Here is a 12497-nt window from a genome sequence, read left to right as displayed (position 1 = left end):
CCAGCGCATCATTTCACCGCGGTCCCCACTCCGGGAGAGTCACTGTCACCGGCGCGACGATCATCCGCTCGGGGCCCACGTGTCGCATGTCGCCGACGACATCGACGGCGTGCTCGGACACGAGGTCCTCGCTCGAGCGACCCAGGCTGAAGACGAGGGTGCCGGCATCCACCCGCCGCTGCAGGTCGATGCCGGTGTAGGCCGCCAGCTCGGGCGAGACCGTGAAGGTGACGGTCGCCGCGGCGCCGGGCTGCAGCGTCGTCTTCGCGAACCCGACGAGGCGCCGCACCGGGCGGGCGACCTCGGCGACCGGATCCGAGACGTACAGCTGCACGACCACCGGCGCGGTGACGTCGCCGGTGTTGCGGACGACGGTCGACAGGGTCGCTGTGCCGTCGGTGGCGATCGCCTCGGCGTCGAGGATGCCGGGGGTGATGTCGACCGCTCCGTAGGACAGGCCGTGCCCGAACGGGAACGCAGGTTCCGTCGGCAGGTTCGAGATGCGGTCGATCGTGCGGGTGAGCGGGGCGCCGAGGTAGACGTGCTGACCGCCGCCCGCGATGCGCGGGATCTGCACGGGAAGCCGCCCGCCCGGGTTCACCCGACCGCTCAGCACGCCGGCGATCGCGGCGGCACCCTCCTCGCCGGGGATGAACGCCTGCACCGCAGCCGGTACGGCCGACGCCGGATGGTCGAATGCGTACGGGCGTCCGCTGTTGGTGACCAGCACCACCGGAGTCCCGACCGCGAGCACGGCGGCGACGAGCGCGGCCTGGCCGCCCGGGAGTGTGAGGTCGGTCGCGTCGCACCCCTCACCGGAGGTGCCGCGGCCGAACATTCCCGGCAGGTCGCCGACGGTGAGGATCACGAGGTCGGCGTCGCGGGCGGCCGCGACGGCCGCCGGGATGCCCGACTCGTCGGTGTCGAGGAAGTCCGCGCCGCGTTCGTGGACGATGTCGGCGTGCGGGAACTCGGCCCGCAGCGCTTCGAGCACCGTGGGCACCTCGATGCCCAGGCCGAATTCCGGATGCCGCGGCAGCACGTGCACGGGGTACGAGTAGCAGCCCAGCAGCGCGCGGGCGCGGTCGGCCGTCGGGCCGATGACGGCGATGCGGCGGCGGGTGTCGGCGGGGAGGGGGAGCAGGTCGCCCTCGTTGCGCAGCAGCACGATGGATGCCTCGGCCGCCTCGCGTGCCAGCGCACGGTTGGTCGGGGGATCCAGATCCACCGCGGTGCCGGCGACGGGCGGGTGCTCGTCGAGCAGTCCCAGTTCGGCCTTCTGCTGCAGGACGCGCCGGACTGCGGTGTCGACGACGGCGACGTCGAGGCCGCCCGAGCGCACGAGATCCACCAGCGGCGGGAAGCACATGCCGTTGGGAAGCTCCACATCGAGCCCCGCCTCCAGTGCGATGCGGCCGGCGTCCTGCGCGTCCCGCGCCACGCCGTGCGCGGTGGCGAGGAACGCGACGGCCCAGTAGTCCGACACGACGGTGCCGGTGAAGCCCCATTCCTCGCGCAGCAGCTCGGTGAGCAGGTGCCGGTCGGCTGCCACCGGGACCCCGTCGAGATCGCTGTAGGAGTTCATCACCGACCGCACGCCGCTGTCGCGGACGGCGAGCTCGAACGGCACCAGAAGCACGTCGGCGAGCTCACGCGGTCCCACCGCGACCGGTGCGTGGTTGCGGCCCGACAGCGAGGCCGAGTAGCCGACGAAGTGCTTCAGGGTGGCGACGACGCCGGCATCCTCCAAGCCGCGCACGTAGGCGCTGCCCACGCCGCCGACCAGCACCGGGTCTTCGCCGATCGTCTCTTCGACGCGGCCCCAGCGATAGTCACGGACGACGTCGAGCACCGGGGAGAGCCCCTGGTGCACGCCGAGCGCGCGCAGATCGGCCCCGATGGCGGCGCCGATGCGCTCGGTCAGGGCCGAGTCGAACGAGGCGCCCCACGCGATCGGTGCCGGATAGACGGTGGCGCCGAGCGCGTTGACGCCGGTCAGGCACTCCTCGTGGGCGATGGCGGGGATGCCGAGCCTCGTGTCCCGCATGAGCGCGTGCTGCACGTCGGCGAGGCGGGCCACCACCTCGTCTGTCGGTGCGGGGGTGGTCCCGATCACCCGCGTGACGTGGCCGAGCCCATCACGCGCAGCGACCTCGAAGGGAGGCCGTCCTGCCCCGAGCGTGTCCTGCATCGGCGCGACCACCTCGCCGGCGCCGCGCTTGTCGAACCAGTACCCGGTGAGCTGGGCGACCTTCTCCTCGAGGGTCAGCTGCGCCAGCAGCGTCTCGGCGCGCTCGGCGGCCGGGCGCGCGGTGTCCTGCCAGGCGTTCGGTGCTGCCGCGCCGGGGGTGGTGTCGCTCACGAAGACTCCCTTGTCCATCTGTCATCCGGTCGTGCTGTCGGCCAGGCCCGGTCGGGCTGTCGGCCGGCTGTGACGATGCGGTCCGCACCGTCATCCGGTGTGGACCGCATCGTCGGCATCCTGCGCTGTGGGCTCAGCCGTGCGCGGTCGTTCCCGTGCCGGCCGGCGCCGAGCCGTTGCCCGAGGCCCCGGTGCGGGCGCCGGCGAAGCCGGCCAGAAGGGTCCCGAGGTCGAGCCCGGTCAGCGACTTGACGACCTCGGTGCCTTCGCCGAGCACCGTGCCGACGGTCTTGGTGACCGCCGACGCGCCGTCGGTGGAGATGACGGTGAGCTGGTCGATGTTGCTGATCGGCTCGGCGGCGGCGCGCACGATCTCGGGCAGGCGGGAGATGATCTCCTGCGCGAGCGCGGCCTCGCCGTACTTCTTCAGCGCCTCGGCCTTGGCGTCGGTCGCGGTGGCCTCGGCGACACCCTCGGCCTGGATGGCGGCGGCGCGGGCCTCGCCCTCGGCGCGGATACCGGCGGCCAGAGCCACCTGCTTGTCGCGCTCGGCCTCACCGGCGAAGCGCACCGACGTCGCGGACGCCTCGGCATCCTGCACGGCGGCGACCTTGTTCGCCTCGGCGATCTTGGTGCGCTTGTAGGCGTCGGCTTCGGTCGCGGCGTTGGCGGCGTCGCGCTGGGCGGTGGCGCGCTGCACCTCGGCGTACGCCTCGGCCTCGGCGGGCTTGCGGATCTCGATGTCGAGGCGCTCCTGCGTCACGAGTGCCTGCTCGATGAGCGCTTCACGCTCCTGCTGCGCCACGAGGCGATCCTGCTCTGCCTTCGTGAAGGTACCTGCGGCCTCGGCCTCGGCGTTGGCGCGGTCTGTTTCGGCCTTGATCGATGCCTGGCGCAGGCTCAGTGCCTTCTGGCGCTCGGCGATCTGCTCGGCGGCCTCGATGCGGGCGAATTCGCTGGCGCGTGAGGCTTCGGCTTCGCTGACCTCGGCGACCTGACGGGCACGGGCGGCCTCGGCGCGACCCAGGTTGGCGAGGTAGTCGCTGCCGGGCGTGGAGATGTCGCTGATGTTGAGCAGATCCACCTGCAGGCCCTGCTCGACGAGGTCCGCTTTCGTCTCGGCGACGACCCGGTCGGACAGCCCCTTGCGGTCGGAGATGATCTGCTCGATCGTCATGTCGCCGATGATCGATCGCAGCGAGCCTTCGAGGGACTCCCGGATGATGTCGGTGAGGGTCTCCTGCTGCGAGAGGAAGCGCTGGCCGGCGCGGCGCACGCCCTCTTCGGTGCCCGAGACCTTGAAGTTGATGGACGCCTTGATGGCGATCTTGATGCGGTTCTTGTCGACGCCTTCGACGGTGATGCCGATCTGGCGCTGCTCCAGCGAGATCGGGAACCCCTGCTGCAGAATCGGCCACACGAACGTGCGCCCGCCGATCACGACGCGCTGGCCGACGGCCTCGCCCGGCTCGGGCTTGCCGGCGCCGCGGCCCACGATGATGAGCGCCTCGTTCGGAGGCACGCGCCGGATGCGCCGCGCGATGAAGGTCAGCAGTCCCAGGACCGCGACGATGAGGGCGAGGACGGCGGCGATCTGGACGATGTCGACCGGCATGGGATTCCTTCCGTGGATCGCGGCGGCCGCCGCGGGTTATTCGGCGACGACCTTGACGCGCGTGCCGGTGTGCTCGACGACGCGGATGCGCACGCCTTCGGGAATGGGGGTGTCGGAGTACGCGAGACGCCGCTCGATCTCGTGCGGGCCGTCGAGGGAGACCTCGCCGCCGGCCGGGGTGATCGGGGAGCGACAGATGCCGGTGAGGCCGACCGTGCTGACGGGAGCGCCGTCGGAGCTCGCCGCGAGCTTGCGGATGAACAGCACCGCCGCGACGTAGGTGACGACCGCGAGTCCCGCCGCGATGACGTACACCCACACATCGTCGAGATCGGACGAGTGCGTGAACACGCCGCTGGCGCCGAAGACCACGGCGGCGATGCCGAGGGCCGTGCCCGACAGGGCGCCCTCGCCGATCTCGAAGTGGTCGAAGACGTCGCCGACCACGAGGGAGATCACGAGCACCAGCAGACCGATGCTGCCGATGATGATGAATGGCGTCATGCAGGCCTCCCCGGGGCGTCGGCGGTCGCTTCGCCTCTACCCTATGAGAAAGCTGAGAGTTCGCGCTGCCTTTCTTATGCCGAGGTCGCTTTCGACTCGCGCGCGGCGGCCTTCGCGGCCTTCTTGAACGCACGCACCTGCTGCAGCGAGTCGGGCGACACGATGTCGGCGACGCTGCGGTGCGACCCCTCCTCGCCGTAGGGGGCGGATGCCTCGCGCCACCCGTCGCCGGTGTAGCCGTACTGCTTGCCCAGGAGCGCGAGGAAGATCTTGGCCTTCTGCTCTCCGTACCCGGGCAGCGCCTTCAGTCGCTTCAGCACCGCCGCGCCGTCGGGGGCATCACGGGTCCAGATCGCTGCGGCATCCCCGCCCCACTCGTTCACGACTGCGCTGCACAGCGCCTGCACGCGCGCCGCCATGGAACCCGGAAAGCGGTGCACCGCGGGGGTCTGTGCGAACAGCGCCGCGAACTGGTCCGGGTCGGCGCCCGCGATGGCCTCGGCATCCAGCGTCCCCAGCCGCTCGCTGATCTTCAACGGACCGGCGAACGCGGTCTCCATCGGCACCTGCTGGTCCAGCAGCATGCCGATGAGCAGGGCCAGCGGGTCGCGCGTGAGCAGCTCATCCGCTGCGGGGTCGTCGGTGATGTGCAGGCTCATCCCTCCATCGTCTCACCGCGGTCTGTGAGCCCGTGCGGGGCGCGGGCGCGAGCGGTCAGTCGAACCAGGCGTCGGCGAAGTCGGCTCGTCAGGTCGCGCGCCGGACCGGATCGATTTCGACACCTATTCGGTCACGAAAACGCAGGAAGACCGGGTTGGCCGAGAGGGAGTAGCTGTAGGGCATCACGATGCGATCCTGATGGGGGCCTGGAGCATCCCACAGCATCGTGACGCTCTGCGGCTTGAGTTCGGCCAGAAACCGGCGGGTGTCGCTTTCTCGCGACTCAGCCTCCTCTACCCATTCCCGGAGGAGCGCCGACGGAGCGGAATCAGGATCGTCCAGAGCCGCCACCAGCGCGTCATGGGCCATCGTGTCGATCCGCTCCCAGCCCAGGAGGATGGCGTCGAGTTGCGCGAGTTGCCGCTCGTCGAACCGAGACGGGTCGTCCACTTCGAGGCGGAACGGCACGGTGGCGCCGCTGAGCTCGGTCGTGGTTTCGAACACGGCGCCGCCGGGGCCGCCGACGAGTTCTACGGGTCCGAAGACACGGCTTTCCATTGCGATGCGATCCATTCTGATCTGTTCCGGGGTGCCCGATGAGGCTCAGGAGTTCGGCGTGAGGGCTTCGGATGCAGCAAGCTCCTCCACGAGTTGCTGGTTCTCTTCGTCGGTGTTGAAGTAGTTATCCACCTCGGCGTCGAAGAGATCCTTGCCGCGCGAGTACTCTTCCAACGTCGACATGAGTGCATCGGCCGTGTAGTCGAACAGATTGAGCGCATTCGAGTGGGTTCCGCTCGAGAGCTGCGAGTGAGGCGTCGGGTCGGAGTAGGGCGGGGATCCGAGTGCGGTCTTCGCGGCGTCGAGGCCGTCGATCACACGCTGCATGTTGCTCGACACGGTGTTCGTATGCTGGCGCGCCATCACGATCTCGTCGGAGAAGTCACCCTGCGTCTGGATCTGGTAGCGGTTGAGATCGAAGCCGCTCGGGTCCGCGATGATCGCGTTGACGGCGCCGGAGAGCATCGTGCGAACCTCGGATTCCTGGTCGGAGACCGCCGAGCGGAGATCCTCCAGGGCTTTCTCGAACGACGACATGATCTCGTCGTAGCTTCCGCCCGTGATCGAGGCATCCGCGCTGATCGCGGAGACCGCGGTCGCGGCCGCGCTCGAAAGGGTGACCATCGCGCCGACCAGCGGCGCTGCGGCGCCCGCCGTCGCCACGGTGGCCACGGCTGCGGCGACGGTCGCCACGACTCCCAGCGTGATCTGCAAGTTGGCCGCATTCTTGCTATCCGCGTACTCGACGCACGCCCGTTTTGCGTTCTCGACGATGGCGGCCGCGTCGGCGCGCACGTCCTGCCACATGGTCGACTGCATCGTGTAGTTCATCTGCAGGATCGCGGCAGCGGCTCCGAGGCTCTGCGAGACGCCCTTGAACTGCGTGTAGTACTTGTCGAGCATCGGTTCGATGAAGGACGCGACGAGCTGTTGCGTGAGCAGATCGCCCACGGTGTTCGTCGACGTGAGAATCGCTCCGTCGTCGGCGACGGACGCGCCGCTCCCCGACGCTCCGAGGCTGGCGGCCGCGCTCGACGTGGACGTCTTGTACGTGCCGGCGGCCGTGCCGGTCGGCAGGTCCCGCCACTTGTCGACCGCGTTGTCGACGCGCGAGCGGATGCCGTCGAAGGAGATGTCATCGGCCCACGGCAGGCCGTCCACCATCTTGCCGCCGCCTTCACCGGACGAGCTCGGCATCTCGTAGCCGTTCGGCGCCCAACCCCACTTGTAATAGCGGTTCGTGCCGAGCTTGTCTTCGTAAAAGCCGTCGTCGGCCATCCATGCGTCGATGGCCGCCTTCTTCAGCGCGCCGATGGAATTGTCGAGGTCGTCATAGCTCACAGAAGTATCCTCATCCGTCTCTTGCTCACGGGCGGCTGCGGCTATTGTCCACGACTGGAGACGCCCTTCTGGAAACTTTGCATATCGCGTGCCTAAACAAAACCCCCGCGGGGTAAATGCACATAACCCGCCTATGCTCGTTGTGTCTCGAACGGGGGAAACTTATGCCCGAAGGTGCAACGCTCGCGGTGTCGCGGTTGCGTGTGGCGAGTGTGGGGCTCTCGGTTGCCGCCCTCGCACTTTTCGCGATGGGGATGCTCCTGTCTTGGTCGCGGATGGCCGTGCTGATCGTGCCCGTCGTCCTCGGTGTGGTCGCGCTCGTTCTCGCGATCAGGGCGCGCGGATCCGCAGCCGCTCGCCCCGGCCGCGCCATCGCATTCCTGATGTCCGCGCTGGCGATGATCGCTCCCGCCCTCGCCATCGGCGCGGTGCTCCTCGCGCCAGCCCTGGCCCCGTCCGCGGTCTACACGATCACGGTCGACTCGCCGGAACCCGTCGACGTGGTCATCAGAGAAGGCGCCGACAGCACCAGCGCGGCGTGGGACTCGGGAGACACCATCACTCTCGACTCGAACGCGACGGTCATCGGGATCGCAGCGCACACGTCGACCCCCACCACGGTGATCTCGTGCGAGATCCGCCGCCACGGCAAGATCCTGGCCGCCGAAGAGCGCGCCGGATCAGTCAACTGCAGCTTCGTCGAGGGCGAAGAGTAGAGAAGCGGGCCCGGGCCGGCATCTGGCGTCCCGACTCGTTCGCCGAGCGCGAGCGCGAGCGGTCAGTCGAACCAGGCGTCGGCGAAGTCGACCGCGTCGAGGGTGCGGAGGTCGTGCTGCGCGAGCTCGAGCGTCGCCTGCACGTCGTCGATGTCAGAAGGCTGCAGCCGGTGGACCTCCGACCCGTCCAGCACCAGGCGGAAGACGATGTCCGTCATCGCGGGTGCGCCGCCGCCGCCGAGATCGAACAGCGAGACCACCGCCGTCCCCGCCCACTGGGCGGCTCGCCGCAGCGGCGAAGAGAGGCGGTCCTCCCCGGCGACGGAGTACACCTCGAACGCGGCGACGGGTGTGGTCACGGTCAGCCGGCGGATGCCACGTCGTCCGGTGCCGCCACCGGCGTCGCGAGCTCCTGCACGTCGATGTTGAAAAGCGCCGACACGGCTGCGAACACGTCGTCGGCGCGGCCCTGCTCGGCCAGTTCGTGGGCGCGCACGGTGGGGGTGTGCATGAGCACGCCCGCGAGGTGGCGCAGCGCCTGCTCGGTCGTGCCGTCGTCACCGCGTGCGCGGGCGCGGGCGATCTCGGTCTCGAGCACCGCACCGACATACGACCGCAGCGCCACGACGGCGGGCGTGACACTTCGGCGCTCACCGCTGACGACGAACCGGGCCGCGGCGTCGGCGACGAGCCGGCGCGCATCGTCGGTGGCCTGCAGCTCTTCGAGCGGGGCATGCAGGCGGATCGTCTCGAGATCGAGCAGATCGGTGTCGGGCACGCCGGAGACGTCGTGGTCGACGTTGCGCGGCAGCCCGAGGTCGATGACCAGGCGTCGGGCGGGCAGCTCGGCGGCGTCGGCGATGGCGGCGCCCTCGGTGAAGTCCGCGGCGGAGAGCACGGGGTGCTCGGCGCTCGTGCAGGTGATGACCAGGTCGGCGCTTGCGACGGCCTCGGCGAAGTGCGTCGAGGGCACGGGGCGCAGGGCGTGGCGGGCAGCGAACAGCGCCTCGCGCCCGGACGGCGATGCGACCCGGATGTCGTCGGCCCCACGGTCGCGGAGGGCTGCGACCGTGGCCGCGGCGTACGATCCGGTGCCGACGAGCACGACGCGCAGGGTCGACCAGTCGGTGACGCGGCTGTCGGCCAGTTCGAGCGCGAGGCGCACCAGCGAGCGACCGGCGCGACCGATCGCGGTGGCGTTCTTGATGCCGCGCTGCGTCTCACTCGCGCGCTGGAAGAGCCGCTCGAGCTCGGTCGACGTCGTGCCCTGCTCACGCGCCTCGGTGAGCGCGCGGCGCACCTGCCCGGCGATCTCGCCCTCGCCCACGACGACCGATTCCAAACCCGATGCCACGGCGAAGAGGTGACGGGCGACATCGTCGCCGACGACGACGTCGTATGACCCCTCGAGCTCGGCGGGGGAGACCCCCATCGCGGACTCGATGGCGAGCAGTGTCGCCTCGACGCCCACGGCGCCGGCAGCGGTCACCGGCTCGTCCATCTCGACGTACGCCTCGAAGCGGTTGCAGGTCGCGACCACGACGGCGCCCTGTACGCACTCGTCGTGCCCGGCGATGATCGGCGCGACGCGGTCGGGGTGCACGCTGAGACGTTCGAGCAACTCGAACGAGGCGGTCTTATGACTCGCGGTGACACACAGCAGCACCATTGAAGGCTACCTGTCCTCTGGCTGAGAGGGCGCACGACGGCGGGTGCGAGGATGGATCAATGGCCACCGCCCCCCTTCTGCGTGCGTTGCACGGCGACCGCCCGGAACGCCTCCCCGTCTGGTTCATGCGTCAAGCCGGACGCTCCCTCCCCGAGTACCGCGATCTGCGGGTGGGGACCCGCATGCTCGACGCCTGCCTCGACCCCGCCCTGGCCGCCGAGATCACTCTGCAGCCGGTGCGCCGGCACGGGGTGGATGCCGCCGTGTTCTTCAGCGACATCGTGGTGCCCCTGCTGCTGGCGGGCATCGACGTCGAGATCCAGCCCGGCCGGGGTCCCGTCTTCGCCGAGCCGGTGCGCACCGCCGCCGACGTCGCGCGTGTGACGGCGATCGAGCCGGCCGCCGTGGTCGCGGCATCCGGTCCCATCGCCGAGGCGATCGGCATCGTCACGGCCGAACTGGGCGAGGTGCCGGTCATCGGCTTCGCCGGGGCGCCCTTCACCCTCGCCGCCTACCTCGTCGAGGGTGGGCCGTCGAAGGAGCACCTGCGCGCCCGCGGCCTGATGCACGCCGATCCCGATTCCTGGCACCGCCTGGCCGGCTGGCTCGCCGAGGTCTCGCGGGCGTTCCTCGGCGTGCAGACCGATGCCGGCGCGTCGGCCGTTCAGCTGTTCGACTCGTGGGCGGGGTCGCTGTCGGCGGCGGACTACCGCGAGTTCGTCGCCCCCCACTCCCTCGCCGCGCTCGAAGGGGTCACCGTTCCCCGCATCCACTTCGGCGTCGGCACCGGCCACCTGCTGCCGGACATGCGCCTGAACGGACGGGCAGACGCGGTGGGCGTCGACTGGCGGATGCCGCTGGACGAAGCCGCCCGCATTCTGGGACCTGACGTCACCTTGCAGGGCAACATCGACCCGGCGCTGCTGGCCGCACCGTGGCCGGTGCTGTCGGCCCACGTGCGCGATGTCATCGGCCGCGGCGAGGCCGCTCGCGCACACATCCTCAACCTGGGGCACGGCGTGCCGCCGGAGGCTGACCCGACGGTGCTGACCCGCATCGTCGCCCTCGCCCACGGGGAGGACGCATGACCGACGCGGCAGACCTCGTCGCGCATGCGCACGACACCCGCATCGTCGTGGTCGGCGGCGGCGTCGCGGGCCTGGTCGCGGCGCTGGAATGCGCCAAGGTCGGCATGCAGGTGACGGTGCTGGAAGCGTCGGATCGACTCGGTGGCGTCGTGCGCTCCGCGGAGGTCGACGGCGTGAGCGTGGACGTCGGCGCCGAGAGCTTCGCCACGCGCGGGGGCACGGTCGCGGCGCTCGTGACCGAGCTGGGGTTGCAGCACGCCATCGTCGCGCCGGACGCTGCCGGGGCCTGGGTCGCCGGGCTTCCCGGCGGTGCCGCGGCGCCCCTGCCTGCCGGCGGCATCCTCGGCATTCCCGCCAACCCGTTCTCGGACGACGTGCGCCGCGTCATCGGCTGGCGCGGCGCGTGGCGCGCGTACCTCGACCGCCTGCGGCCTCCGCTCACGATCGGCCACGAGCGCAGCCTCGGCGCCCTCGTGCGCCGCCGCATGGGGCAGGCCGTGCTCGACCGGCTCGTCGCCCCCGTGACGACCGGTGTGTACTCCGCCCGTCCCGACGACATCGACGTCGACCTCGCCGCCCCGGGCCTCAACAACGCCCTGACCCGCACCGGCTCGCTGCAGGGGGCGGTCGCGCAGCTGCGCGGCGGACGCGCCGTCGTGCCGGGCCAAGCGGTGCAGGGGCTGGACGGCGGCATGACCCGCCTCGTGGACGCGCTCGTCGAGCGGCTGACCGACCTGGGGGTGGAGCTGCGGGTCGGCGCTCCGGCCCGGGAGATCGTCCGTGACGGCGATGCGTGGGCCGTCGTGGTCGACCCCGCCACCGGCGACGGGTCGCCCGCTGCGCCTGCGGCCGCCGACAGCGCGACGCCCGCCCCCGGCGACCGGGTGCCCGCGCACGCCGTCATCGTGGCCACCCCCGAGGCGCAGGCGCGACACCTGCTGGCGCCGGTGTCGAGCCTCGACCCCGGCAGCGTCACCGCGCCGGTGGTCGAGATCGTCACGCTCGTCGTCGACGCGCCCGAACTGGATGTCGCCCCCCGCGGCACCGGCGTACTCACCGTTCCCGGATCCCACACCGCCAAGGCGCTCACGCACGCCACGGCGAAGTGGCAGTGGCTGCGCGAGGCGACGCCCCACCACATCCTGCGCGTGTCGTTCGGCGCACAGGGCGAGGCGCCCGCCACGGAAGCCCTTGATGACGACGCGGCCGCGGCCCTGGCGCTGTCGGAGGCCGCTGCGCTGCTGGGCGTGCCGCTGCAGCCGTCGCAGCTGCGCGCGTCGCACCGCGAGCGCTACGTGCAGTCGCAACCGGCCGCGGTCATCGGACGCGCCGCGGTGTCCGCCGCCGGTCGTGCCGCCGTGCACGCCGTGCCGGGGCTCGCGGTCGTCGGCGCCTGGCTGTCGGGCACGGGGCTGGCGCAGGTCGTTCCCGACGCGATCGCCGAGGCGGAGCGCGTGCGTCGCGAAGCGCTCTGGGGCGGTTCGGTCGCCGCGGACTAACCCAGTACGCTCCGGCGCGCAACCCCGGATACCCGGGACGGCATACAGCGCTAATCTGGGGGCACACGAAGCACTCCCAACGAGCGTGAGGAGACCCCATGAGGGGCAAAGTAGGACTCGTCGTCGGACTCGCTGCGGGCTACGTCCTGGGCACTCGGGCCGGTCGGGAACGCTATGAGCAGATCAAGGAAAAGGCCTCGAAGGTCTGGGACCTGGACCCGGTTCAGGAGCAGGTCGCCAAGGTCAAGGACCTCGGCAAGACGGCCGCGATGGCCTTTCCGACGGCTGTCTGGGACAGCGCCGTCAAGGTGACCAAGGCCGCGACGAAGAAGGGCGGCTCCGCCGGTCAGCGACTCGACGCCGCGATCGACGCAGGCAGGGACTCGGTCGACGAGGTCGCCGAGGGCGCCGAGACGACCGCAGCGCAGGTCAAGCAGGCCGCGCACGAGGCGCTGGACGACGTCAAGAAGGCCGCGGACAGCTGA

General features: G+C 70.9%; 12 protein-coding genes. 4 read left to right on the top strand and 8 right to left on the bottom strand.

The features are described 5' to 3' along the window. Positions 1-13: 13 nt before the first annotated feature. The 6 genes from QNO14_RS14075 to QNO14_RS14050 form a co-directional block, all read right to left on the bottom strand. Positions 14-2362 carry a beta-glucosidase gene (locus QNO14_RS14075; protein ID WP_257506494.1) on the bottom strand — a complete coding sequence of 783 codons (2349 nt, stop codon included), beginning with the start codon at positions 2360-2362 and terminating at the stop codon, positions 14-16. Between the two features lie 133 nt (positions 2363-2495). Next, a complete protein-coding gene (locus tag QNO14_RS14070) occupies positions 2496-3977 on the bottom strand; it encodes a flotillin family protein (RefSeq protein ID WP_257506495.1) in 1482 nt (493 codons plus the stop codon). Between the two features lie 36 nt (positions 3978-4013). Continuing rightward, positions 4014-4481, bottom strand: a complete 468-nt coding sequence (locus QNO14_RS14065) for an NfeD family protein (protein ID WP_257506496.1) — start codon at positions 4479-4481, stop codon at positions 4014-4016. Positions 4482-4555: 74 nt separating this feature from the next. Next, positions 4556-5140 (bottom strand): HhH-GPD-type base excision DNA repair protein, encoded by a 585-nt coding sequence (locus QNO14_RS14060; protein ID WP_257506497.1) that lies wholly within the window; start codon positions 5138-5140, stop codon positions 4556-4558. Positions 5141-5228: 88 nt separating this feature from the next. Then, on the bottom strand, positions 5229-5714 hold the full coding sequence (locus tag QNO14_RS14055; RefSeq protein ID WP_257506498.1) for a hypothetical protein: 486 nt from the start codon (positions 5712-5714) through the stop codon (positions 5229-5231). A 30-nt stretch (positions 5715-5744) separates the two neighbouring features. Then, the gene (locus tag QNO14_RS14050; protein ID WP_257506499.1) at positions 5745-7040 is read right to left on the bottom strand and encodes a hypothetical protein; all 1296 of its coding nucleotides are present in this window, start codon (positions 7038-7040) and stop codon (positions 5745-5747) included. Between the two features lie 164 nt (positions 7041-7204). Between QNO14_RS14050 and QNO14_RS14045 the strand changes: the two genes are divergently transcribed. After that, on the top strand, positions 7205-7756 hold the full coding sequence (locus QNO14_RS14045) for a hypothetical protein (RefSeq protein ID WP_257506500.1): 552 nt from the start codon (positions 7205-7207) through the stop codon (positions 7754-7756). 62 nt (positions 7757-7818) lie between these two features. Here the strand turns inward: QNO14_RS14045 and QNO14_RS14040 are convergent, their stop codons facing one another. Both QNO14_RS14040 and QNO14_RS14035 read right to left on the bottom strand, forming a co-directional pair. Further along, positions 7819-8115, bottom strand: coding sequence for a hypothetical protein (locus tag QNO14_RS14040; RefSeq protein ID WP_257506501.1), 297 nt, complete (start codon positions 8113-8115; stop codon positions 7819-7821). 2 nt (positions 8116-8117) lie between these two features. Then, complete coding sequence (locus QNO14_RS14035) at positions 8118-9422, bottom strand: glutamyl-tRNA reductase (RefSeq protein WP_257506502.1); 1305 nt, start codon at positions 9420-9422, stop codon at positions 8118-8120. A 62-nt stretch (positions 9423-9484) separates the two neighbouring features. Here QNO14_RS14035 and hemE point away from each other — a divergent pair, with 62 nt between their 5' ends. The 3 genes from hemE to QNO14_RS14020 all read left to right on the top strand — a co-directional run bounded on the left by hemE (position 9485) and on the right by QNO14_RS14020 (position 12497). Continuing rightward, positions 9485-10513 carry a uroporphyrinogen decarboxylase gene (gene hemE, locus QNO14_RS14030; RefSeq protein WP_257494397.1) on the top strand — a complete coding sequence of 343 codons (1029 nt, stop codon included), beginning with the start codon at positions 9485-9487 and terminating at the stop codon, positions 10511-10513. After that, a complete protein-coding gene (gene hemG, locus QNO14_RS14025) occupies positions 10510-12012 on the top strand; it encodes a protoporphyrinogen oxidase (protein WP_257506503.1) in 1503 nt (500 codons plus the stop codon). The genes hemE and hemG overlap by 4 nt, the downstream gene beginning before the upstream one ends. 98 nt (positions 12013-12110) lie before the next feature. Next, positions 12111-12497 carry a hypothetical protein gene (locus tag QNO14_RS14020; protein ID WP_257506504.1) on the top strand — a complete coding sequence of 129 codons (387 nt, stop codon included), beginning with the start codon at positions 12111-12113 and terminating at the stop codon, positions 12495-12497.

Source organism: Microbacterium sp. zg-Y625 (assembly GCF_030246925.1).
Classification (GTDB): Bacteria; Actinomycetota; Actinomycetes; order Actinomycetales; family Microbacteriaceae; genus Microbacterium; species Microbacterium jiangjiandongii.
Note: the sequence above shows the minus strand (reverse complement) of the source record. Positions and strands in the feature narration are given on the sequence as shown.

What these genes read in the sequence shown, in the direction of transcription:
- QNO14_RS14070 (WP_257506495.1), bottom strand. Translation starts at nt 3,977, where the DNA reads ATGCCGGTCGACATCGTCCAGATCGCCGCCGTCCTCGCCCTCATCGTC.
- QNO14_RS14065 (WP_257506496.1), bottom strand. Translation starts at nt 4,481, where the DNA reads ATGACGCCATTCATCATCATCGGCAGCATCGGTCTGCTGGTGCTCGTG.
- QNO14_RS14060 (WP_257506497.1), bottom strand. Translation starts at nt 5,140, where the DNA reads ATGAGCCTGCACATCACCGACGACCCCGCAGCGGATGAGCTGCTCACG.
- QNO14_RS14055 (WP_257506498.1), bottom strand. Translation starts at nt 5,714, where the DNA reads ATGGATCGCATCGCAATGGAAAGCCGTGTCTTCGGACCCGTAGAACTC.
- QNO14_RS14045 (WP_257506500.1), top strand. Translation starts at nt 7,205, where the DNA reads ATGCCCGAAGGTGCAACGCTCGCGGTGTCGCGGTTGCGTGTGGCGAGT.
- hemE (WP_257494397.1), top strand. Translation starts at nt 9,485, where the DNA reads ATGGCCACCGCCCCCCTTCTGCGTGCGTTGCACGGCGACCGCCCGGAA.
- hemG (WP_257506503.1), top strand. Translation starts at nt 10,510, where the DNA reads ATGACCGACGCGGCAGACCTCGTCGCGCATGCGCACGACACCCGCATC.
- QNO14_RS14020 (WP_257506504.1), top strand. Translation starts at nt 12,111, where the DNA reads ATGAGGGGCAAAGTAGGACTCGTCGTCGGACTCGCTGCGGGCTACGTC.